General features: G+C 63.1%; 23 protein-coding genes. 6 read left to right on the top strand and 17 right to left on the bottom strand.

Annotated elements, in window-relative coordinates; translation table 11 throughout:
• Nucleotides 1–26: 26 nt before the first annotated feature.
• The gene (yajC, locus tag B015_RS0110680; protein WP_018427683.1) at nt 27–365 is read right to left on the bottom strand and encodes a preprotein translocase subunit YajC; all 339 of its coding nucleotides are present in this window, start codon (nt 363–365) and stop codon (nt 27–29) included.
• Nucleotides 366–533: 168 nt separating this feature from the next.
• Here yajC and B015_RS0110675 point away from each other — a divergent pair, with 168 nt between their 5' ends.
• Nucleotides 534–1,415, top strand: a complete 882-nt coding sequence (locus B015_RS0110675; RefSeq protein WP_026227135.1) for an ATP-binding protein — start codon at nt 534–536, stop codon at nt 1,413–1,415.
• A gap of 122 nt (nt 1,416–1,537) precedes the next feature.
• Here the strand turns inward: B015_RS0110675 and B015_RS0110670 are convergent, their stop codons facing one another.
• From B015_RS0110670 to B015_RS0110605, 14 genes are all read right to left on the bottom strand, one after another.
• Nucleotides 1,538–2,833 (bottom strand): M23 family metallopeptidase, encoded by a 1,296-nt coding sequence (locus tag B015_RS0110670; protein ID WP_026227134.1) that lies wholly within the window; start codon nt 2,831–2,833, stop codon nt 1,538–1,540.
• A gap of 171 nt (nt 2,834–3,004) precedes the next feature.
• Entirely contained in the window at nt 3,005–3,658 is a 654-nt protein-coding gene (locus tag B015_RS0110665; protein WP_018427680.1) for a protein-L-isoaspartate(D-aspartate) O-methyltransferase, read from the bottom strand.
• Complete coding sequence (surE, locus tag B015_RS0110660; RefSeq protein ID WP_018427679.1) at nt 3,655–4,413, bottom strand: 5'/3'-nucleotidase SurE; 759 nt, start codon at nt 4,411–4,413, stop codon at nt 3,655–3,657. The genes B015_RS0110665 and surE overlap by 4 nt, the downstream gene beginning before the upstream one ends.
• A 1-nt stretch (nt 4,414) precedes the next feature.
• Nucleotides 4,415–5,719 carry a serine--tRNA ligase gene (gene serS, locus B015_RS0110655; RefSeq protein ID WP_018427678.1) on the bottom strand — a complete coding sequence of 435 codons (1,305 nt, stop codon included), beginning with the start codon at nt 5,717–5,719 and terminating at the stop codon, nt 4,415–4,417.
• A gap of 57 nt (nt 5,720–5,776) precedes the next feature.
• The gene (gene tatC / locus B015_RS30740; protein WP_018427677.1) at nt 5,777–6,664 is read right to left on the bottom strand and encodes a twin-arginine translocase subunit TatC; all 888 of its coding nucleotides are present in this window, start codon (nt 6,662–6,664) and stop codon (nt 5,777–5,779) included.
• A complete protein-coding gene (tatB, locus tag B015_RS0110645; RefSeq protein ID WP_018427676.1) occupies nt 6,661–7,380 on the bottom strand; it encodes a Sec-independent protein translocase protein TatB in 720 nt (239 codons plus the stop codon). Before tatB ends, tatC begins: the two co-directional genes overlap by 4 nt.
• Before the next feature lie 32 nt (nt 7,381–7,412).
• Nucleotides 7,413–7,631, bottom strand: a complete 219-nt coding sequence (locus tag B015_RS0110640) for a twin-arginine translocase TatA/TatE family subunit (protein ID WP_018427675.1) — start codon at nt 7,629–7,631, stop codon at nt 7,413–7,415.
• 35 nt (nt 7,632–7,666) lie between these two features.
• Nucleotides 7,667–8,770, bottom strand: coding sequence for an ABC transporter ATP-binding protein (locus B015_RS0110635; protein ID WP_018427674.1), 1,104 nt, complete (start codon nt 8,768–8,770; stop codon nt 7,667–7,669).
• 38 nt (nt 8,771–8,808) lie between these two features.
• Nucleotides 8,809–9,543 carry an SMC-Scp complex subunit ScpB gene (scpB, locus tag B015_RS0110630; protein WP_018427673.1) on the bottom strand — a complete coding sequence of 245 codons (735 nt, stop codon included), beginning with the start codon at nt 9,541–9,543 and terminating at the stop codon, nt 8,809–8,811.
• Nucleotides 9,540–10,340 (bottom strand): ScpA family protein, encoded by an 801-nt coding sequence (locus B015_RS0110625; protein WP_018427672.1) that lies wholly within the window; start codon nt 10,338–10,340, stop codon nt 9,540–9,542. The genes scpB and B015_RS0110625 overlap by 4 nt, the downstream gene beginning before the upstream one ends.
• 66 nt (nt 10,341–10,406) lie before the next feature.
• Nucleotides 10,407–11,426, bottom strand: a complete 1,020-nt coding sequence (gene nagZ / locus B015_RS0110620; RefSeq protein WP_018427671.1) for a beta-N-acetylhexosaminidase — start codon at nt 11,424–11,426, stop codon at nt 10,407–10,409.
• Between the two features lie 141 nt (nt 11,427–11,567).
• Nucleotides 11,568–14,774 (bottom strand): SPOR domain-containing protein, encoded by a 3,207-nt coding sequence (locus B015_RS0110615; protein ID WP_018427670.1) that lies wholly within the window; start codon nt 14,772–14,774, stop codon nt 11,568–11,570.
• Nucleotides 14,775–14,880: 106 nt separating this feature from the next.
• On the bottom strand, nt 14,881–16,638 hold the full coding sequence (argS, locus tag B015_RS0110610; RefSeq protein ID WP_018427669.1) for an arginine--tRNA ligase: 1,758 nt from the start codon (nt 16,636–16,638) through the stop codon (nt 14,881–14,883).
• A gap of 61 nt (nt 16,639–16,699) precedes the next feature.
• On the bottom strand, nt 16,700–17,920 hold the full coding sequence (locus tag B015_RS0110605) for a deoxyguanosinetriphosphate triphosphohydrolase (RefSeq protein WP_018427668.1): 1,221 nt from the start codon (nt 17,918–17,920) through the stop codon (nt 16,700–16,702).
• Between the two features lie 70 nt (nt 17,921–17,990).
• Between B015_RS0110605 and erpA the strand changes: the two genes are divergently transcribed.
• The 4 genes from erpA (at nt 17,991) to B015_RS0110585 (ending at nt 19,804) form a co-directional block, all read left to right on the top strand.
• Nucleotides 17,991–18,338: an iron-sulfur cluster insertion protein ErpA gene (gene erpA, locus B015_RS0110600; RefSeq protein WP_018427667.1), complete on the top strand. Its 348-nt coding sequence runs from the start codon at nt 17,991–17,993 to the stop codon at nt 18,336–18,338.
• Nucleotide 18,339: 1 nt separating this feature from the next.
• Entirely contained in the window at nt 18,340–18,849 is a 510-nt protein-coding gene (locus B015_RS0110595; protein ID WP_018427666.1) for a hypothetical protein, read from the top strand.
• Entirely contained in the window at nt 18,849–19,226 is a 378-nt protein-coding gene (locus B015_RS0110590) for a VOC family protein (protein WP_018427665.1), read from the top strand. The genes B015_RS0110595 and B015_RS0110590 overlap by 1 nt, the downstream gene beginning before the upstream one ends.
• 92 nt (nt 19,227–19,318) lie before the next feature.
• A complete protein-coding gene (locus tag B015_RS0110585; RefSeq protein WP_018427664.1) occupies nt 19,319–19,804 on the top strand; it encodes a GNAT family N-acetyltransferase in 486 nt (161 codons plus the stop codon).
• Nucleotides 19,805–19,853: 49 nt separating this feature from the next.
• Here B015_RS0110585 and B015_RS0110580 read toward each other — a convergent pair whose 3' ends face one another.
• The gene (locus B015_RS0110580; protein ID WP_026227132.1) at nt 19,854–21,338 is read right to left on the bottom strand and encodes a nucleobase:cation symporter-2 family protein; all 1,485 of its coding nucleotides are present in this window, start codon (nt 21,336–21,338) and stop codon (nt 19,854–19,856) included.
• Between the two features lie 138 nt (nt 21,339–21,476).
• Here B015_RS0110580 and xth point away from each other — a divergent pair, with 138 nt between their 5' ends.
• Nucleotides 21,477–22,268 carry an exodeoxyribonuclease III gene (gene xth, locus B015_RS0110575; protein WP_018427662.1) on the top strand — a complete coding sequence of 264 codons (792 nt, stop codon included), beginning with the start codon at nt 21,477–21,479 and terminating at the stop codon, nt 22,266–22,268.
• Between the two features lie 57 nt (nt 22,269–22,325).
• Here xth and B015_RS0110570 read toward each other — a convergent pair whose 3' ends face one another.
• Nucleotides 22,326–22,736, bottom strand: coding sequence for a hypothetical protein (locus B015_RS0110570; RefSeq protein ID WP_157632711.1), 411 nt, complete (start codon nt 22,734–22,736; stop codon nt 22,326–22,328).
• Nucleotides 22,737–22,851: the final 115 nt, after the last annotated feature.

Here is a 22,851-nt window from a genome sequence, read left to right as displayed (position 1 = left end):
GAAGGTGTATTCCGCCTTGAGTACGGTTACTTCTTGGCGTTCTGGTTGGCGATCGGCTCGCCCTTGACCCGAACGTCAGAGATGGTAGCGCGCAGCGCCGTCACCTTGACGCCATTGCCCAGATCGACCTCGAGTTCGTTATCGTCGATGACCTTCGTCACCTTGCCGACGAAACCGCCGCCGGTCACGACCGTGTCGCCGCGACGGATCGCAGAGAGCATCTCGCCACGCTTCTTGAGCTGGGTGCGCTGCGGGCGAATGATGAGAAAATACATGATCACGAAGATCAGCACAAATGGCAGAATGCTGACGAGAACGTCGGGCGTGGCCCCCGTGGCCTGTGCGTATGCCGGCGTTACGAACATGAATGTCTCCTGAGAAGTGTCGGGACGCCGCACATCGGCCCCCCGGAAATGTGCGCGGAATATAGTCGCTAAAGCCACCAATGCAACTGCGCTTGGCCCAAGCAGCTGCGCTTTTCCGCGCATTGCGAGCATGTTACAGCGGCGGCGCAATTGAATTACCGCAAGGGAATGACTGAAATGGACAAGACGATCGAAGCTCTGACCCAAAAGCTCGACCTTCTGATCGCAACAGTTGCCCGTCTCGCGCCGCCGACCGTGCAGCCGACGGACCTGACTGTGGCCGACTGTTTCGTCTGGGCTGCCGACCCTGGCTACCTCGAGCCGGTACAGCGCGTGAACCGCGTCGACATCGGCCTGATCAAGGGTGTCGACCGCGTCCGTGACATCCTCGTCGACAACACCGAGCGTTTCGCCGCCGGCCTACCCGCCAACAACGTGCTGCTTTGGGGCGCACGCGGCATGGGCAAGTCGTCGCTGGTGAAGGCCGCGCACGCCACCATAAACGCCTCAGGCAAATACGAGACGCCGCTGAAGCTGATCGAGATCCACCGCGAGGACATCGACACGCTGCCGAAGCTCATGAACCAGCTCAAGGCAGCGCCCTATCGCTTTGTGCTCTTCTGCGACGATCTTTCCTTCGATCACGACGACACGTCCTACAAGTCGTTGAAGGCAGCGCTAGAAGGCGGTGTCGAAGGACGGCCGGCCAACGTCATCTTCTATGCGACATCGAACCGTAGGCATCTGTTGCCCCGCGACATGATCGACAACGAACGCTCTACTGCGATCAATCCGTCCGAGGCGGTCGAAGAAAAGGTGTCCCTGTCCGACCGCTTCGGCCTGTGGCTCGGTTTCCACAAATGCTCGCAGGACGAGTATCTGGAAATGATCAACGGTTATGCCCGCTACCATGGGCTCGACGGCGATACGGACGCCTTGCGCGCCGAAGCGCTCGAATGGGCAACGACGCGCGGCAGCCGCTCGGGTCGTGTCGCCTGGCAGTTCATCCAGGATCTCGCCGGCCGCCTCGGCAAGCCACTCAAGGACTGAGCCCGTCAAAGTCAGCCACAAACGAAAACGCCCGCCCCTGGACGGGACGGGCGAATCTGGCGGGCTGCTGGAGGTCAGTGCGCCCGCATCGGCCCGCAGGCCGATGCGCAATCTGCGACCTGCTATTCGAGGTACGTGCTCGGATCGACCGGCGACGAATTCTTGCGCACTTCGAAGTGAAGCTTCGGCTGGTCGGTTGAACCGCTCATGCCGGACAACGCAATCTCGTCGCCACGCTTTACCTTCTGGCCGCGCTGCACCTTGATGGAACTTGCGTGACCGTAGACGGTGACGAGGCCATTGTCGTGGCGCACCAGAACTGTGTTGCCGAACTCCTTGAGGCCATCACCGGCATAGATGACGACGCCGTTCTCGGCAGCCTTGACCGGCGTGCCTTCCGGCACGGAGATGTCGATGCCGTCGTTCGACTTGCCGCCACCCTTGCCATAGGTCGAGACCACGCGACCGCGAACCGGCCAGCGCATGCGATCGATACCCGTCGAATTCGGCGCTGCTTCGGACGTCGCCTCGGCCTGGGCTGCGAGGCTGTCCTTCTTCGGCGGCGTGTAGGATGCAACTGTCGGCGCGTCGGCGGCAGGCTTGGCCGGAGCCACTGCCGGCTTGGCAGGTGTCGCAGCACTCGTCGTGACCGGATCCACGGCAACCGGAGCAGCCTTGGCGACCGTGGTCGTTGCAGCACTGCCGGCCGGAACCTTCAGCGTCTGGCCGATGCGGATGCGACCGTCCTGCAGGCCATTGGCCTGCTTGAGGGCTGCGGTGCTGACGCCGAGCTTGCCAGCGATGCGGTTCAGCGTGTCGCCTTCTGCCACCTTGTAGGTGCCGGCACCGGCCTTGTCGTTGTTACCGGCGGACGCGTCTAGCTGTGCGGCAGCGCCGCTCTCCTTGGCCTTCGGCGTGTTCGGCAGCACCGCGACCTTGTCCGAGGACAGCGGCAGGTTTGCCGGCTGCGGCTTCTTGCCGTTGGCGCCGGGCACCTTCAGGACGTTCTCGGCCTGGGCGACCTGGGCAGGAGCCGGCTGCACGCTGCGGTCGACGACAGGTGCAAGCGCGGGAGCCTGCGCGGCCTGGACCGGAGCCGGAGCCATGGTGGGAGCAGGCGATGCAGGTGCAGGCAGAGGCTGCGACGAAACCGGCTGCAGGCTGCCGCGGCTTACCGAACCGGAGTTCGAAGCGACGAGCGGAGCAGCGGCCTGGCGATCGCCGGGATAGACCTGCGCCTGCTGCTGATTGATGATCTGCTGCTGATTAGGCGTCGATGCAGTGAAGATGTCATCGATTCCGCCACCGCCGAATCGCGCCACCCCTGAACTGCAACCGGCAGCCATGCCGGCCACCATAAGAACGGCGCCACCACGCGCCAGTGAGCGTCCATTCGCCTTCAAAATACTGAAACGCATCGCAATGACCCGCGCTTTACCCGATACCAACTGACCATGATTAAAGCGCGTTAATGTTACTGGCCGGTTAAGGAGATCAAATAAATCAGCAGCTTCGTTAGGGAGTGCAAAAGCACTGCCGGCCGCAGGCAACGCGGACCGAGCAACGTCGGGAAAAGCTTGCGGAATAGCCTAAAGGACGGCGGCCACGCCGCGTGCCAGCGGCTGCATGCGCACCGCACCGAGATCTTCGCGCTCGAAGCGGCTGCCGACCTTGGTCAGCTTGCACAGCACCTGCTCGCCCTCTTCTGGGCCGATCGCGGCGATCATCGTGCCGCCGCTGGCGAGTTGGTCGACAAAGACGCGAGGATGGCTGTCGAAGGCTGCCCAGACGACGATTCGGTCGAACGGCCCCTCGCCCGGCAGTCCGTTCGACGCATCGGCCTGGCGCACGAAGGCGTTGGCGATGCCGAGCGTCTCGAAGCGCAGGCGCGCCTGCTCGGTCAGAGTCTTGAAACGATCGACGGTGACGACCCGCGCGGCAAGCCGGGCCATAACGGCCGCCGTGTAACCGGACCCGGTCCCCACCTCGAGCACGCGGTTGCCGGAATCGACATTCAGCGCGGCGATCACCGCCGCCTGGAGATCGGCGCCTTCGATCGCCTCGCCGCATTCGATAGGCAACATGCGGTCCGACCAGGCGAGATGCTGGAAATGACCATCGATGAAGTCGCGGCGCGGCGTCGCCTCGAAGGCGGCGATCAGGCTCTTCGGAACGATACCGCGCCCACGCAGGCGAAGAAGAAAGGCGGCGAAGCCTTCACGGTCGTCCGACATCATGTTCATGCGATTGCCTTGGCCAATTGATCGCGCAGCTCATGCGCCGTCATGTCGAGCTTGAGCGGCGTCACCGAAATCTGCTTGTTGCGGACGGCATGGAGGTCCGTGCCCGGCTTGACCTCCGGCTCGTCGCGGCCAAAGCGCAGCCAGTAGTAAGGCAGGCTGCGGCCGTCGCGGCGCTCCTCGACCCAGATGCCATAAGACAACTTGCCCTGGCTGGCGACGACGGGGCCGGTCACCTCTTCGGGTGGGCAGTTCGGGAAATTGACGTTGAGCAGGACGCCGATCGGCAGCTCGGTCGCGATCAGCTTGCGCAGCAGTGCCGGCGCCAGCGCCTCGGCCGTCTCATAGGGCACGATGCGCTCGTCGTCCTGGTAGATGTAAGCTTGGCTGAGCGCGATCGACCGGATGCCGATCAGCGCGCCTTCCATGGCACCGGCGACAGTGCCCGAATAGGTCACGTCGTCGGCAACGTTCAGCCCCGAATTGATGCCGGACAATATCAGGTCCGGCGGCTCGGGCAGAATCTTGCGCGCGCCCATGATCACGCAGTCGGTCGGCGTGCCGTTCACTGCGTAGTGCTTGTCGCTGATCTTGCGCAGCCGCAGCGGTTCCGAAATCGACAGCGAATGCGCGTAACCCGACTGGTCGGTCTCTGGCGCCACCACCCAGACGTCATCAGACAGCTGATTGGCGATGCGCTCCAGGACAGCCAGCCCCTCGGCGTGGATGCCGTCGTCGTTGGTCAGCAGAATGCGCATGTCACTTCGCTTCGATCTTGGCCAAGCCACCCATGTAAGGGCGCAGCACTTCAGGAATGGTTACGCTGCCGTCCTCGTTCTGGTAGTTTTCCATGACGGCAATCAGCGCGCGGCCGACGGCGACGCCGGAACCGTTGAGCGTATGGACGAAGCGCGTGCCCTTCTCTTCCTTGGGGCGATAGCGCGCATCCATGCGGCGGGCCTGGAAATCGCCACAGACCGAGCAGGACGAAATCTCGCGATAGGTGTTCTGGCCTGGCAGCCAAACCTCGATGTCATGGGTCTTGCGGGCGCCAAAACCCATGTCCCCGGTGCACAGCACCACGGTGCGGAACGGCAGGCCGAGGCGCTTCAGCACCTCTTCGGCGCATTCGGTCATACGCTCGTGCTCGGCCAGCGCGCTTTCAGGATCGACGATCGAAACCAGCTCGACCTTGTAGAACTGATGCTGGCGCAGCATGCCACGTGTGTCGCGGCCCGACGATCCGGCCTCAGAACGGAAGCACGGCGTCAACGCCGTCATGCGCAGCGGCAGCTGTTCGTTGCCCAGAATTTCCTCGCGCACCAGATTGGTCAGCGGCACCTCGGCGGTGGGGATCAGACCGAGACGGCTGTCGCCATGCGGCACGAAGAACAGATCTTCCTCGAATTTCGGCAGCTGGTTGGTACCGAACAGCACCTCGTCGCGCACCAGAAGCGGCGGCTGAACCTCGGTGTAACCGTGTTCTGACGTGTGCAGGTCGAGCATGAACTGGCCGAGCGCACGCTCAAGCCGCGCCAACTGGCCCTTGAGCACGGTGAAACGCGAGCCTGACAGTTTTGCCGCACGCTCGAAATCCATCAGGCCAAGGGCCTCGCCGATCTCGAAATGCTCCTTTACCCAATTCGGGCGCTGCTGCACGGTGCCGACCTTGCGCAGCTCGACATTGTCGGTTTCGTCCTTGCCGACCGGCACACCTTCGAGCGGTATGTTGGGGATCACGGCCAGCGCTTCATCAAGAGCCTTGTCGAGGTCGCGTTCTCGCCCCTCGCCATCCTGGATGAAGCCTTTGATCTCGGCAACTTCGGCTTTCAGCTTTTCGGCAAGCGCGGAATCACCATTGCGCATGGCGTTTCCGATCTCTTTCGACGCAGCATTGCGGCGCTCCTGCGCCTCCTGCAGCTTCGACACATGGGCGCGCCGCGCCTCGTCCTTCGCGACCAGGTCCTCGACCGTCGATCGTGCCGCATCCGCCGACTGATTGCGCTTCACCAGCGCTTCGATCAGAGCTTCAGGGTTCTCACGAATCCATTTGATATCAAGCATTTAAAAGGTTCCGGTCGCGGCAGTTTGTCGAAACGACCGCGACGGCGGATCGGGCTGTCAGGTGGCGTTCGTGCCGCTGCCTGTGCCTTCGAGCGAGGTTGATGCTGCTTGCGTCTGCTCGGCGGGGTTGTCGCCCGCGTCTTCAGTTTCGCTCGCCACGCGGTCTTGCTCGCGCTTCTTTTCGATCATCCGGGCGGTCCAGATGGAAATCTCGTAAAGAAGGATCGTGGGAAGGGCAAGGCCGATCTGGCTGACCGGATCGGGCGGCGTCAGCACGGCCGCCACCACGAACGCGATCACGATCGCCCATTTGCGCTTGTCGGCCAGTCCTTGCGACGAGACCATGCCGACGCGCGCCATCAGCGTCGTAACCACCGGCAACTGGAACACCAGACCGAAGGAGAAGATCAGCGTCATGATGAGGCTGAGATATTCCGACACCTTGGGCAGCAACGAAATCTGCACCTGGTCGTCGGTGCCGGCCTGCTGCATGGCCAGGAAGAACCACATCACCATCGGCGTGAAGAAGAAATAGACCAGCGACGCGCCCATCAGGAACAAGATCGGCGAGGCGATCAGGAACGGCAGGAAGGCGGCGCGCTCGTTCTTGTAGAGACCGGGTGCGATGAACTTGTAGATCTGCATCGCGATCAGCGGGAACGCGATGACAAGGCCACCGAACATGGCGAGCTTGATCTGCGTGAAGAAGAATTCCTGCGGCGCGGTGTAGATCAGTTCGACCTTGTGCACATCGAGCCCGGCCCATCTCGTCGCCCATTTGAACGGGATGACGAGCAGGTTGAACAGGTGCTTGGCAAAGAAGAAGCAGACCAGGAAGGCGACGAAGAAGCCGCCGATGGACCAGATCAGGCGCCTCCTGAGCTCGATCAGGTGCTCGATCAGCGGGGCCGATGACTTTTCGATCTCGTCGTCTTCGGCTGTCACGAGGCTCTTCCTGCTTTGGTCGTCTTCTTGGCGGCGGCCTTTGCCGCCGGTGCCTTGGCGACAGTGGCCTTTGCAGCCGCGGCCTTGGCAGCCGCAGCCTTGGGGGCCGGGGCCGACTTGGCGACCGCTGCGACGGTTTTGGTCTTGGCTGCTGGCTTCGCTTCAGCGGCGGGCTTGGCAGCAGACTTCGCCTTGGCCGGGGCCTTTGGCTTGGTCGATTTGGCAGCCTCGGCCGCAGCAGGCGCCGCCGCTGCCGGGACCGGTGTCGAGCGTGTTTCGGGCGCCGGGAACACAGGCGGTGCCGGCATGGCCTCGGGTCCGGCAACGCCCGGCATTGCGGTTGCGCCGTTCTTCAACGGCTCGGCCGCATGCACCGCGTCGTCGGCAGGAGGCGGAGGCGCGGGCTGCGTCGGCTTCATGGCCGAATCGATGCCGGCGCGCACATCGGCGGCAGCCTGCTCGAAAGGATTGAGCTGCCGCTTGATTTCGTTGACGGGATTGAGGCCCCTGAGCTCGTCGACCGACTTCTTGACGTCGTCCAGCTCGGCTTCCTTGAGCGCCTCGTTGAACTGGCGCTGAAAATCGCTCGCCATGGAGCGCGCCTTGGCCGTCATGCGGCCCATGGTGCGCAGCATGCGCGGCAAATCCTTGGGGCCGACGACCACGATCATGACGATCGCAATCACCAGCATTTCGGTCCAGCCGATTTCAAACATGTCGGTGCGATCCGGCTAGCAAGAGCCAGGCATCAGCTCTTGCTGGCCTTTTCCTTGGTCGAGTTCACGGTCTCGTCGGAGCGATGCTCGACAGTCTTGGAGTCTTCGGCATCGTCGTCCGACATGCCTTTCTTGAAGCTCTTGATGCCCTTGGCCATATCGCCCATCAGCTCAGGGATCTTACCCCGGCCGAACAGAAGCAGCACGACGACCAGAACGATCAGCCAGTGCCAGATTGAAAAGGATCCCATTGAACTCTCTTTCGAACTGTTTCCCTGCGAATGATCTAGGCTCTTTCGCTTCCGGATTCAAACACTAGAACATCGGCATTCCGAAGCGACAGCCATATATCACGAGCTTTTGCGGACAAAGCGCCGCAGCGGGTGCGTGCCCTGACCGGTGTCTCGGCGCCCGGAACAGCTAGCTCCAGCAACTCCACCACGCCGAGATAGCGCCGGGAGATGATGCGGGCCTGGATTTCGCCTTCTGTCTCGCTGACATCGATGCCGGTGAGGCGGACTGCCACGGAGACCTGGGCGCCATCGGCAATCTCGGTTTCCACCTTGCCGACAGGCGTTTCGGCAACGCCATTTCTGACGCGCGCAGAAAAGACGTTCAGCTCGGAGAAGAAGCCGGCGACGAACAGGTTGGCCGGACTGAGGTAAAGATCCTCCGCCCTGCCCGTCTGCACCAGCTTGCCGTCCTTCAAGAGCGCGATGCGGTCGCCCATGCGCATCGCCTCTTCGGCGTCGTGGGTAACGACAATCGCGGTGGCGCGGCTTTCGCGCAGGATCGCCAGAGTTTCGGCGCGCACCGAATCCTTGAGGCGCGAATCGAGGCCGGAAAAAGGTTCGTCCATCAACAGCACCGCAGGCCGCGGCGCGAGCGCGCGGGCCAGCGCCACGCGCTGCTGCTCGCCGCCCGACAGCGCATGCGGATAGTTGTCGGCATAGTGCTCGAGGCCGACGCGGGCGAGCGCGATCAGCGCTTCTTTCCTGCTCTCGTCGCGCGACAGCGCGGTCAGTCCGAAACGGACATTGTCGAGGATCGTGAGATGTGGGAAGAGCGCGAAATCCTGGAAAACTAGGCCTATCGAGCGCTGCTCCGGCGGCAGGAACACCTGGGGACCGGCGATCTCCTTGCCGTTGAGCAGCACCCTGCCCGACGATTGCGCCTCGATGCCGGCGGCGATCCTCAACAGGGTCGTCTTGCCGGAACCGGACGGGCCGAGCAGGCACAGTACCTCGCCCGGCTCGGCGGCCAGGCTGACGTCACGCAAGGTTTCCGCGCCATTGGCGAAGGAATGGCGAATGTTCTCGAACGCCAGACGCGCTGCAAAGGTCACGCCCGCCGTCACGCGAGCTGCTGTCTGGGCTTTGTCGGTCGTCACAGATGAACCTCCGGGGGCCGGTTCCTCACCGGCGCCGGTCAATCATCTGTGACACGAGGTGTCAACAGGCCAAGCTCCTCGAGGTCGATGTCCGTCAACGGATCCTCGTCCTCGGTGAGCTGGTCCGGGTCGGCTGGCGGCAGTGGCACCGAGAAGCCGGGCGGCATGCGTGACGACAGGAGCCCCGCCCCCTTGAGCTCGTCGATGCCAGGCAGATCGCGGATTTCCTCGAGGCCGAAATGGTCGAGGAACTTGTCGGTCGTGCCGTAGGTCACGGGCCGGCCCGGCGTCTTGCGGCGGCCGCGCATACGTACCCACTCTGTCTCCATCAGCGTGTCGAGTGTGCCCTTGGAGGTTTCGACGCCCCTGATGTCCTCGATCTCGGCGCGCGTCACCGGCTGATGATAGGCGATGACCGACAGAACTTCGAGCGCCGCACGTGACAACTTCTTCTGCTGGACCGTGTCGCGACTCATCAGGAAGGCGAGATCGCCTGCCGTGCGGAAGGCCCAGGAATCTGCGACACGAACGAGGTTGACGCCGCGGCGCTCGTAAATGCGCTGCAGTTCGGCCATGGCCGCCGGCACGTCGACGCCTTCAGGCAGGCGCTGCACCAGCTGGCGCTCGCTCACCGGCTGGGCGCTGGCAAAGACGATCGCCTCGGCCATGCGTACGGCCTCTGCCAGATGCATCCGGGCCGCAGGATTGCGTTCGACGGTTTCGCCGTCCTCGTTGTCGACGGCAAACGGAACAACGTTCGAGCCCTCGGTCATGACGCACCTTCGGTCTGTCGGGCCGCATGATGACGGTCGCGCAGGTAGATCGGCGCAAACGGCTCATGCTGCCGGATCTCGATATGGCCCTCGCGCACCAGCTCCAAGCTGGCGGCAAAGGAGCTGGCGATCGCCGTCGGGCGTTCCTCCGGACGGGTGGTGTAGCGGATCAGGAAATGGTCGAGCGCGGTCCAGTCGTCGAACTGGCCGATCAGGCGCGTCAGGATATCGCGCGCCTGCTTGAGCGACCACACACCACGTTTGGCGATCTGCACGTTGGTGATGGCCTGACGCTGCCGCTGGCCGGCATAGGCGCTCAGCAAGTCATAGAGCGACGCCGAATATTCGTTGCGCTTGTCGATGATGACCATCTCCGGCGCGCCGCGCTGGAAGACGTCGCGACCGAGCCGGTTACGGTTGACGAGCCGGGCGGCTGCATCGCGCATCGCTTCGAGGCGCTTCAGGCGGAACTGCAGCACGGCAGCCATTTCCTCACCGCTCTCGCCCTCTTCACCCGGTTGCTTCGGGATGAGGAGCTTGGACTTGAGGAAGGCGAGCCACGCCGCCATCACCAGATAATCGGCGGCAAGTTCAAGCCTCAGCGCCCGTGCCTGCGAGACGAAGGACAGGTACTGCTCGACAAGTGCGAGGATCGAAATGCGCGAGAGATCGACGCGTTGGCTGCGTGCCAGGTGCAAAAGCAGATCGAGCGGACCTTCGAAGCCGGCAACGTCGACAACCAGCGCCGGATCGTCCGACGTGCGGTCGTCAGGCGCCTCCGCCCACAGGCGGTCCATCGGTGCGGGCTTTGCAGCCTTGCTTTCCAATGCTTCCGCCAAGATCCGTGCCTTCTCCTTGAGAGGCTATGCAACTGCCTCGAAATAATGACCGAATTCTGCCCTGATCGATGCCTCGTCGTGGCCATCGCCCGCCGTGATCGCCTTGAGCGCCCTTTCCGCGCGTTCGAGCGGCTTGCCCATGAGCGGAATTGCACGTGAAGCGATGCCTTGCATCTCTTCCATCACCCCGTTGCAGTGAAGGACAATATCGACGCCTGCCGCAAGGATTGCCGCCGATTTTGACGGGAAATCCCCAGAAAGTGCCTTCATCGACGTGTCGTCGCTGACCAGCAGGCCGTCGAAGCCGATTTCGCCGCGCACGATCTCCTCGATCACCTTGCGTGAGGTGGTGGCCGGCGCCTCGGGATCGACGGCGTCGAAGATGACATGCGCGGTCATCGCGATCGGCAGATGATTGAGCGCCTTGAAGGGCGCGAAATCATGGGCACGCAGCTCATCGAGCGGCGTGTCGACGCGCGGCAGCTCGAAATGCGTGTCGGCAGTCGCCCGGCCATGGCCTGGAATGTGCTTCATGACAGGCAGGACACCGCCGGCCAGAAGCCCTTCGGCAGCAGCAAGCCCGAGGGCGGCCACCGTCGCCGGATCGCGTCCGTAGGCGCGCGCGCCGATCACGTCGCTCGCGCCCTCCACCGGCACGTCGAGCACAGGCAGGCAGTCGGCAGTGATGCCGTAGCGAGCAAGGTCGAAGGCATGGAGGCGCGCATGCAGCCAGGCAGCCCGCAGCCCCGCCTCGCTGTCGCTCTGATAAAGCGCGCCGAGTGCGCCACCGGCCGGATAGTTCGGCGCCAGCGGCGGACGCAGTCGCTGCACCCGGCCGCCCTCCTGGTCGATGAACACAGGCGCGTCGGGCCGGCCAACACTGTCGCGCATCTCAGCCACCAGATCGCGGATCTGCTCGCCTTCCCTGACGTTGCGGGCGAAGAGGATGAAGCCCCAGGGCCGTTCATTGCGATAGAACGCAATCTCATCCGGTGTGAGCGACAGGCCGGCGCAGCCGAGGATTATGGATTTTGATTCGGTCATGACGGCAGCTTAGCGCCTTTCTTGGTCGGATAGAATCGGCCGCAGCCGTATCGTGATTTGCGTCCGGCGCGGCGCGCCTGGCGCCAAAACGAAAACGGCGCAGCCAGGCTGCGCCGTCCAATTCGCTGGTTTGCTCAGGCCTTACTTCGAGACGAAGCAGTTGCCGCCGGCTGCCTTGTAGCTTTCGCACAGGGCGACCGCGTCGTTGCGGCTGCCTGCCGGGACGCGGACGCGCCAGAAGGTGCCCTTGCCCGCGATCTCGGCCTTGACGATGCTGGCCTGGTGGCCGTTGAGCACGCTACCGTAACGCTTCACCAGATCGGCGTAGGTCGACTTGGCTGCGTCTTCGCTCGGCTGCGAAGCGATCTGCATCGCCCAGGCGCCGGATGCCGCTGCGGTCGTTGCGGCCGGAGCGAGAGCCGCAACCTGGTCGGGCTTGACCTCGCCGACAACGTTGACCGGTTGTTCGGACGGGCGCTGCGGGGCGATCGGCGCGCTGGCCGGGGTGTTGGCCGACTGTACAGGCTTGGCTGCAGCGACAGGCGCAAGCGCCGGCTTGGCGGCAGCCGGAACGGTGCCGGTTGCCTCAGCCGAAGGCTCGGCAACACGCTGCGGGGCGGGATCGGCCGGTTCGGTGGCAGCCACCACCGGTGCAGGTGCCGGCTCTTCGCGCGCCACCAGCGTGCCGTCAGGCTTCACCACCATGGTGCGGACCTTGCGCGGAGCGACAGCTGCGGTTTCGGTGTTCGCGTCCGGCTGGTCAGCCGGCTGGACGCGCTCTTCCGACTTTGCCGTCGCCGGCGCATCGGCAACATCTTCGGCATCCAGCGGCATGTTGCTGGCGGTTTCGGCGTCCTGGGCGGTGACGTCGATCGGCTCTTCCGAATTGGTCACCAGCTTCTGCTGTTCCGGCGCACCGTTGCGGTCGCCAGCGACGCGGTCGTAGACCTTGCTGTCCTGGTTCGGCACCACAGCGCCACCGGGGTTTTCCGGCTTGACCTTGATCGGGCTCTCGTCGGCCTTGACCAGCACCGGAGCGCCAGCGCCCTCGACGCCGCCGAAAGACAGCGCCCAGGCGCCGATGCCTCCGAGGATGGCGACGGCGCCAACGGCAGCGGCGATCATCATGCCGCGACGGGCAGGACGCTTCTCGGCCGGCATGCCCGCAAGGTCGGACGCTTCCATGGCCTCATCGAAATCAGGATCATAGGCGAACTCGTCGGCCTGTGCCTGATGGCGCGGCTGCTGCGGCGACCCAAAGTCGAAGCCGGCATTTCGGTCAGAACCCTGTGCGCCACGGCCGGCATAGGTGGCAGCAGCGCCTGCGGCGACACCGGCGACCGCGGCTGCAGCCGGCATGTCGATCGGATGGGACGCCACATCGCCATCGCGCAGCGTCTTGCGATCGAAGCCGGTGGCATAGGGGTTGGTCTGATAGTTCGAAGGCGTCGCCTGCGAAGCTGTGTCGCCAGCGTTCATCTCGTTCATCAGGTTCGAGAACTCGCCATCGAGATCGTCGAAGACGGGCGCCGGCGGCGTGTCGTCCTCAAACGACAACTCGGGGATGTCGAGGTCGTCGGCAAGCGCAACAGCCTTTTCCGGCACGTCGACAGTTTCGATATCGGGAGCGTCATCATAGGACGATACGGCTGCAAACAGCTCGGCCTCGAGATCGTCGGCAACATCGACGACAGGCTCGGGCTCGGAGAGCTCGACCACAGGCTCGGCGTGCGACACGTAGGTCTCGGCGACGGGCTCATAGGTCGCGGCAGCTGGCTCATAGGCAGGAGCAACCGGCTCATAGGTCGGAGCGGCCGATATATAGGCGTCGGGCTTCTGGATCGGCTGAATCTCGGCAGTTGCTGCGCGCGGAGCGAGCGGCGTGGTCAATCCCCAGCTGCGGGCCTGCTCATAACGCGATGCCGCCAGCGGACGATCCGCAGCAGGCTGCACCGGTGCGGCCGCAACGGCTGCCGGCTCGTCTGCTGCGCTGCGCTCGAAGGCCATGTCGAATGCATCGTCGTCGAAGCTGACGTCGTCATCGGCCTGATGGTCGTAGCTAGGCGCAGCGTAGCTAGCCTCGACTGGTGCCGGGGCAACCTCCCGCGCTGGCGCATAGGACTGGGCAGGCACGTAGGGCTGATAAGGTGTCTCGCGCGGCTGCGGGGCTACCCACGACGCATAGGACGTCGCAGGCTGGGCAGCGACAGGCGCCGGCGCCGCAACCGGCTCGGACAGCGCCTTTGCCTGACTGCTCATGACGCCCAGCAGGGCATTGAGCTCGTCTTCAAGGCTGTTGTCTTCTGAAGCAGCTACCGGTGCTTCAGCCACGGGCTTAGCTTCCGGCTCATAGGCAGCGGCCGGCACATAGGTAAGGACGGGTTCGGCCTCGAAAGCCGGCTCGTCGTCGCTCAGCGCGTTCTGAAGGCTGCGCTCGAACTCGTCATAGTCCTGCGCGTGAGCGACCGGAGCAAAGGCTACCGCTTCGACCGGCTCGTGATGGGCAAACGCAGCTTCAGGCTCTGACGGCTGATAGTCGCCCAGCGTCAGTTGGTCGTCAGCAACCAATTCGGGCTCGGCGTAAGTTGCTTCCGCAGCATCGTCGTGAGCGGCGAAATCCATATCAACATCGGCAAGCGCGACATCGAAATCAGCGTCGACATCTTGCACTTCATTCGCCACAGGCGCTTCGTAGGCGACCGGTGCCAGCGGGGCCTCGAAGGCCATCGGCGCTTCAGCTTCGTAGGCCACGTGGCTCGCTGCCTGCCCGACGGTCTCGTCAACTGGCAGCAGCTCGTTCTCGAGGCTGAAATGCTGCTCGAAAGAGGCATCCAGGGCGTCGTCGAACGCCTGGTCGGCGTCGGACGAAACTGTCGGCTGCTGCACATAGCTTGCTTCGGGCGCAGCCTCGTAGACCGGCTCGGCGATCAGCTCGTTTTCGAGCGCGAGGCCCTGCTCGAAGGAATCGGCCACGGCGTCGTCGAACGCGCCGGCATCGAAGGACGGCTCCTGCGAGCGCGCGTAGGACACCGAGGTCTCCACGGGCGCATAGGCTACGGGCGCATCGACCGACATGTAGGAAGCCTGCGCAGCGGGCTCCGCGTAGGGCACGGCAGGCTCAGGCACCGCCGTCAGATCCTCGCCGGCGAGATCGCCCAGCAGTTCCTTTTCCAGGTCGATGCCGAAATCGTCCATAGCCGGCTCAGCGCGGCCGGCGGGCCCGCCGACGTCCTGACGCACCACGGGCTGACGCGGGTCGAAACCCATAATCCTCGTCAGCTCGGCGAACGGATCTTCGTCGGCGAAATCGTTCTTATCTGCGATCTTCAGCTGGGTTCTGTCTGCCATTCTTTTTCCCGAACTCTCGCACTTTTTTCGGACGTCATGAACGTCGCGTAAGGTTGGCCCTTACCAGCGCAATGTGGGCAAAAGGTGACAGGAAATCCCTTGAAACCTAGCGCATTTCGGTCGGCGCATCCGCTCCGATCAACGCCAGGCCTGACGTCAAAACGTCCGAAACAGCCTGCACCAGCCCGAGTCTGGCATAGGTCAATTCTGGATCGTTAACCTTAACAAACCGTAAGTCAGGGTTGTCAGTGCCCCTATTCCAATGTCCGTGGAAGGTACTTGCGAGATCATACAGATAGAAAGCCAGCCTGTGCGGCTCCATCGACTGCGCGGCTGACTCGATCAGGCGCGGATACTCGGCGAGTTTCTTGACAAGTGCGATCTCGCCTTCGTCGGTCAGGCGTTCGACGGCAGCAACGAGCTTGGCACGCTCGAAGCCGACATCGCCCAATTGCTCCTTGGCCTGACGGAACACCGAATGGCAGCGTGCCGAGGCATACTGCACATAGAACACCGGATTGTCCTTGGACTGCTCGGTGACCTTGGCGAAGTCGAAGTCCAGCGGCGCGTCGCTCTTGCGGTAGAGCATCATGAAGCGGATGGCATCGCGGCCGACTTCCTCGACCACCTCGCGCAGGGTGATGAACTCCCCTGCCCGCTTCGACATGCGCACCGGCTCGCCGTCGCGGAACAGCTTGACCAACTGGCACAGCAAGACGTCGAGCTTGACCGCACCGTCGGTGACCGCACGCGCCAGCGCCTCCATGCGCTTGACGTAGCCGCCATGGTCCGCGCCCAGCACGAACACCAGCTCCTCGAAGCCGCGGTCGACCTTGTCCTTGAGATAGGCGACGTCGGCGGCGAAATAGGTGAAGGCGCCGTCGGACTTGACCAGCGGCCGATCCATGTCGTCGCCGACCTCGGTCGAGCGGAACAGGGTCTGCTCGCGGTCTTCCCAATCTTCAGGCTTCTCGCCTTTGGGCGGCGGCAGCTTGCCCTTGTAGATGTGGCCCTTGAGCGTCAGGTCGCTGATCGCCGAACGGATCGCCTTGGCGTTGTCAGCATGCAGCGTGCGCTCGGAGAAGAACACCTCGTGGCGGACGTTGAGCAGCGCCAGATCTTCGCGGATCATCTCCATCATCGCCGCGATGGTGCGCTCCTTGACGATCGCCAGCGCTTCGTCCTCGGGCTTCTCCAGCAGGTCGCGGCCGAATTCCTTGGCCAGAGCCTGGCCAACCGGCACGAGATAATCGCCCGGGTAGAGCCCGGCCGGGATCTCACCGATCGCATCGCCCAGCGCCTCGCGATATCTCAGCATCACCGAACGGCCGAGCACGTCGATCTGCACTCCGGCGTCGTTGATGTAATATTCCTTGGTCACGTCATAACCGGCGAAACCGAGGATGTTGGCGAGCGCATCGCCCACCACAGCGCCCCGGCAATGGCCGACATGCATCGGCCCGGTCGGATTGGCCGAGACATATTCGACGTTGACGCGCTTCTTCTTGCCGAAGCCCGAGCGGCCGTAATCGGCACCGCGATCAAGCAGGCCAGCCAGATGCTTGTGCCAGAATGCGTCCTTGAGCCGGAGATTGACGAAGCCGGGCCCGGCCACTTCGGCCGTGACGACATCGGCGTCCTTGGCGAGCTCAGCCACCAACCTCTCGGCCAACGCACGCGGGTTCTGGCCCGTCGGCTTTGCCAGCACCATCGCAGCGTTCGTCGCCAGGTCGCCATGGGTGGCGTCTCGCGGCGGCTCCACAGCAATGCGTGTCAGGTCGAGCACCCCACCATCTTTGGGAGTCAAATCAAGCGCTTCGACGGCCTTGGTGATCCGCTCGTTGAAATCGGCGAAAATGTTCATCTGCTTGGCTCTGGGTGGCATTGCGTGTCGGCCGGCAAAAATGCCGGAAATTGAGCCCGGCCTAAACCAAATCGGGCGTATGGTCAAACAAGCGTCGGTGCTCCTTGACCGCATAGGTGTCGGTCATGCCCGCCAGGAAGTCGGCGACATGGCGTGCCTTGATGCGGTCCTCCGCCCTGTCGAGCCCTTCGCGCCAGCCCTCGGGCATGGCACGCGGGTCGGCGAAATAGGCGTCGAACAGCTCCCGCACGATGCGGTCGGCGTTGGCACGCACCCGCATGACTTCGGAATGCCGGTACATGTTGCGATAGAGGAAAGCCTTGAGCTCCTTCTCCATCGCCGTCATCTCGGCCGAGAATGTCACCATTGCCTCGCCGGCCGCCCTCACCGCGTCGGCGCTGTCAGGATTATGGCTGGCGAGCCGTGCGGCGGCAGCAGCGATCACGTCCTCGACGAAGATGGTGATCTGGCGGCGCATCAGCTCATGCCCTGTTCGTACCGGATCGAGCGCCGGGTAGCGCTCGCGCACGCCGCGCAGAATTTCGGCCGGCAGCGCGACTTCGTCCAGCATGTCGAGCGTCAGCAACCCGGCGCGCAGGCCATCGTCGATGTCATGGGTGTTGTAGGCGATGTCGTCGGCAATCGCCGCGCACTGCGCCTCCAGGCTGGCGAAACGGTTGAGCTCGAGATCGTGCAGCTCGGAATAGTCGCGGATCGCCTGCGGCACCGGCCCCTTCAACCCGTTGCCGGCAGCATCGGTCAGCGGGCCGTTGTGCTTGACCAGACCTTCCAGTGTCTCCCAGGTCAGGTTGAGGCCGTCGAACTCGGCATAGCGACGCTCGAGCTTGGTCACAACGCGCAGCGATTGGGCATTGTGGTCGAAGCCGCCCCAGGGCTCCATCTTCTCGTTGAGCGCGTCCTCTCCGGTGTGGCCGAAGGGCGTGTGGCCGAAATCGTGGACGAGCGCGATAGCCTCGGCCAGATCCTCGTCGCAGCGCAGGGCGCGCGCCAATGCACGGGCGATTTGCGCCACCTCGATGGTGTGGGTCAGCCGCGTGCGGAAATGATCGCCCTCATGCGCCACGAACACCTGGGTCTTGTGCTTGAGGCGGCGGAAGGCGGTCGAATGAATGATGCGGTCGCGGTCGCGCTGGAACGGCGTGCGCGTCGGGCTCTCGATCTCGTCGAACAGGCGACCGCGCGACCGCTGGGGATCGCAGGCATAGGCCGCGCGCGGCCGGTAGCCGAAGCCAATGTCGCCAAGTTGCCGCTCGCCTGCCATGCTCCCACCTGTTGACTTGCTACAGGTCGCTTCATACCTATCATAAGAAACCGAAAGCAAGGTGACGCCGATGGGCGCTGATGCCAAGACTGCCATGAAGGTCGAAATGACCGATGCCGCTGCGAAGCGCATAGCCAAGATCGTCGCCGGCGATCCGGGCAAGATCGCCTTGCGTATTTCGGTCGAAGGCGGTGGTTGCTCCGGCTTTTCCTACAAATTCGATCTGGTCGACGCCCGCAATGACGACGACGTCGCCATCGAGCGCGACGGTGCCACGCTTCTCGTCGACGACCTGTCGCTGGTCTACATGGGCGGCTCGGTGGTCGATTTCGTCGACGACCTGATGGGCCAGTCGTTCCAGATCAAAAATCCCAACGCGGTCGCCGGCTGCGGCTGCGGCACCAGCTTCTCCATCTGAGATGAAAGAGGTCTTCGATGGAAGCGAAGACCTCTTAACCGTCCTGGTGGCTCGCGAAATCGAGGCGATTTCCGATTCGGACATCATTGCCTGGGCAAATACCCACGTCGCCTCGGCCATCTATGCTGACGACCTCGACTATCTGCTGTTGGTCCGTTCCAATCGACGCAACGCCTATGACGTTGCGTGGGCCAGCGAGCGATTGCGGGCGCTCGTCGTACGAAAATTTCCAGACTTCACTCTCAAATCCAAGGTAGCAGAGGCGAAAGCTCGCCTCGTCTTCTTGCGCAGTATTCGGGCGTATCTCGACAGCGAACAGCAGCCGTTTCTCGTCTGCCGCATGTTGGCTCCGACAGAAGCTCTTTTTGGCGTCACGGATTGGATGCATGGATACTATGACGCATGCGACTACATCGACGAGCAGACACCGCGTCGGCAGGCAGGTCATCTAACCGAGGGCATCGCGCATATTCTCGCGACCAGTGAGCAGCATACCGAGGGACTCGATTGATGCGGCGTCCAAAAGCGCTCAGGCAGGTTGCGCTCTCGGCCGGCCGGGACATCGACACGACGCTCGCCTTCTGGCGCGACGTGTTCGGGCTGCCGGTGCATGCGCGCTACGATCCCCCCGGCATAGCCTTCATCATCGTCGGCGGCATCAGGCTGTTCTTCACCGGCGGCGTGCCGCAGGGCACCGTCTATCTCGACATCGACGATCTCGACACATTCCACGAACAGGCATCCGAGCGTGGCGTTGCCTTCACCACTGCGCCGACGCTCGTGCACCGCGACACCGAGGGCGAGTTCGGCCCGCCCGGCGAGAGTGAGTGGATGGCCTTCCTGAAGGACCCGGCCGGCAACACGATCGGCCTTGTCGAACGCAAGTAGCCTTGCGTGGCTGCGCCAACCTCTGCATGTATCCATGACAAGATGCGCCGTTGCCCGTTCGCCTAGCCACCTCCGACCAGCAGGGAAGCAGTATGCAGATCCGTCGTTTCGAGCCCGATGACCTCGACGATGTCGTGAACGTCATCCTGCCGATCCAGCGAGACGAGTTCGGCTTTGACGTCACCATCGACGACCAACCCGACCTCAAGATCATCCCGGAATTCTACCAGCGTGGCCTGGGTGAGTTCTGGGTGGCGGAGGTCGATGGCAGGATCGTCGGAACGATTGGCCTGGTCGACATCGGTGGCGGCCTGGCCGCGCTGCGCAAGATGTTCGTCGCCGCAGAATGGCGCGGCCGCGAGCATGGCGTCGCAGCACAGCTGCTCGGCCTCCTGCTTGCGACCGCAAACCAGCGCGGCATCACCGCCGTCTATCTCGGCACCACCGACAGGTTCCTCGCTGCCCATCGCTTCTATGAGAAGAATGGCTTCGTCGAGGTCGCCAGGGCCGACCTGCCGGAGAGTTTTCCGGTCGTGTTCGTGGACACCAAATTCTACGTCCACCGGCTGGGTGGCTGATAAGCAAGGGGCCCCACGCGGGCCCCTCTATTTGTTTCATGCAGCAGCGTCAGGCTTCCGACGCCAGTGCAGCCTCGCGAATTTCGGCCTCGTCGACTTTGGTGCCGTTGAAGAAGGCGTTGAGCACGACAGCGGAGATCGACGCCAGCAGGATGCCGGACTCGATCAACGGATGGATGCCATGCGGCATCCACATCTTGAAGTCGGGGGCGACGAGCGGGATCATGCCGAAGCCGATCGACACGGCCACCACAAACAGGTTGTTGCGATTGGTCTTGAAGTCGACATTGGACAGAATGCGGATGCCGGTCGCTGCGACCATGCCGAACATGACGAGCCCCGCCCCACCCAGCACCACGGTCGGCAATGCCTCGACCAGCGCGCCCATCTTGGGCACGAGGCCGAGGATGATGAGGATTACACCGCCGGCGACGCAGACGAAGCGACTCTTGACGCCAGTAACGCCCACCAGGCCGACATTCTGCGAGAAGCTGGTGTAGGGGAAGGTGTTGAACAGGCCGCCGATGATGGTGCCCAGGCCATCTGTCCGCAGGCCGGCCGAGAGCATCGGCTGGGTGATCTTCTTACCGGTCATGTCGCCGAGCGCCAGGAACATGCCCGTCGATTCGATCATCACCACGATCATGACCAGCACCATGGTGACGATCAGGATCGGATCGAATATCGGCATGCCGAAATGCAGCGGCGTGATCAGCTCGAACCATCCGGCGGACGCGACCTTGTCGAAATTCATCATGCCGAGCGATGCGGTGAGCACGCCGCCGATGACGATGCCGAGAAGCACGGCGATATTGGACATAAAGCCCTTGCCGAACCTGGCGATCGCCAGGATGGACAGAAGCACGACAGCCGAGATGCCAACATTGGTGAGCGGCGCATAGGCCGGGTTGGGAACGGTTGCCGCCAACGCCAGCTTCTGGGGTATCACGGGGATGGTCGAACCGGTCGCCGCTGCCATGTCGGTCATGGCCTTCAGCCATTCGGCGTGTTCGGGCGCAATCAGGCGCGGTGCGGTCGGGCCGACCGGATTGCCGAAGATCCAGTTGATGCCGATGCGCATCAGCGACGCGCCGATGACAACGATGATGGTGCCGGTGACAACTGGCGGAAAGAACCTGAGCATTCGACTGACCAGCGGCGCGATCAGCATCGCAACCACGCCGGCGCCAATAATGGCACCGAAGATCATGCGCGCGCCGTCGAGCCCCTGGTTGGCGTTGGCCATGGCGACCATCGGGCCGACGGCCGCGAAGGTGACGCCCATCATAACCGGGAGCTTGATGCCGAACCATTGCGTTGCGCCAAAGGACTGGATGATGGTGACGACGCCACAGACGAACAGGTCGGCGGAGATCAGGAAGGCCACCTGCTCGGGATCGAGCTTGAGGGCCCGGCCGACGATGAGCGGCACGGCGATGGCACCGGCATACATGACCAGGACATGCTGGATGCCGAGCGCAGCTAGACGAGGCGCAGGTAGCACCTCGTCCACAGGAAGTGGACTGTTGGACATGGCATTTTTTCCCCTTTTGCTAGCCGGTCCGAAGAATGCCGAAGAGGACCGGTTCCCTTCTCCTGAGGGATGGTGCAGGATCGTTCGGAATAGTCATGACGACTATCTAGATTTGTTTGAAATTGTAGTGTGATTTTCATGAAGATCGTGACCTGGAACATTAACGGCGTCCGAGCCCGCATCGAAAACCTGGTGCATTGGCTGAAGGAAAGCGATCCGGACATCGTCTGCCTGCAGGAAATCAAGACGGTCGACGAAGGCTTTCCGCGTTTCGAGATCGAGGCGCTGGGCTACAATGTCGAAACTCACGGCCAGAAGGGTTTCAACGGCGTCGCCATCCTGTCCAAGCTGCGCTTTGACGAGGTCAATCGCGGCCTGCCCGGCGATGACTCCGACGAGCAGGCACGCTTCATCGAAGGCGTGTTCTCGACCGACAAGGGCGCGCTGCGCGTGGTTTCGCTCTACCTGCCCAATGGCAATCCCGTCGGCACCGAAAAATTCCCCTACAAACTGTCGTGGATGGCGCGGCTGGAGCGCTGGGCGGCCGAGCGGCTGGTGCTGGAAGAAGCGCTGGTGCTCGCCGGCGACTACAACGTCATCCCTGAAGCAAAGGACGCCCGCAACATCGAGCAGTGGCTTGGCGATGCGCTTTACCAGCCGGAAACGCGCCGGGCGTTCAGGCGGCTTGAGAATCTCGGTTTCACCGAAGCTGTGCGCGCCGTCACCGACCAGCCCGATGTCTACACTTTCTGGGATTACCAAGCCGGCGCCTGGCAGAAAAACAACGGCATCCGCATCGACCATCTGCTCTTGTCGCCCGAGGCAGCAAGCCGGTTCACCTCGGCCTCGATCGAAAAGCACGTGCGCGCCTGGGAAAAGCCGTCGGACCACGTGCCGGTGGCGATAGACCTCACCCTTCAGGCGGCGTGAGGCGTCGCCTGACTCTAGATGCCTAGGCGAGATGGGTGCCGACCGACTTGAGGCCATTTATGTCGGGTCGGATTCGGCAGTCCAACCTGCCAACAGCCGTTCGACCAGAAGTGCATCGTTCCAGACGCCGCGGGTTGGCATCTGACGTTGCTCTGTGGTGATCTCGCCGACCGCCCATTCGATCGTTCCGTCCCAGAACCACCATACCCGAACCTTGCCCGTTGCCGGATCAACAACGCCCGTACGAAAGGCAGGGAAAGTTGCGAGCTCGGCTGGCAACGGCACTGTCCCAACGACTGATACGATCTTTCTGGCAACAGCAGCGCCAAGTGGAAAGAAACACGAGAACTGGACGTCATGCGCCAAAATCTCGGAGGCATCTTTGGGGCGATCTTCATGAATTTTCCCCAGAACCCGAATGAGCGCGCCATATTGAGCATGCTTATGGGTAAGAACGGCATAGGCCATTCCCTGAGGCGTTCCAATTTCTACTATGTCGCCAATCTTCACCCGCCCCATCGATCGACCTGTGGAAGCCCACCCAGTCGTGATGTGAGACGATCTTAACCTCGCCGGAAAGGCA

Source organism: Hoeflea sp. 108 (assembly GCF_000372965.1).
GTDB lineage: Bacteria > Pseudomonadota > Alphaproteobacteria > Rhizobiales > Rhizobiaceae > Aminobacter.
This window is presented reverse-complemented; position numbering and strand designations above follow the sequence as displayed.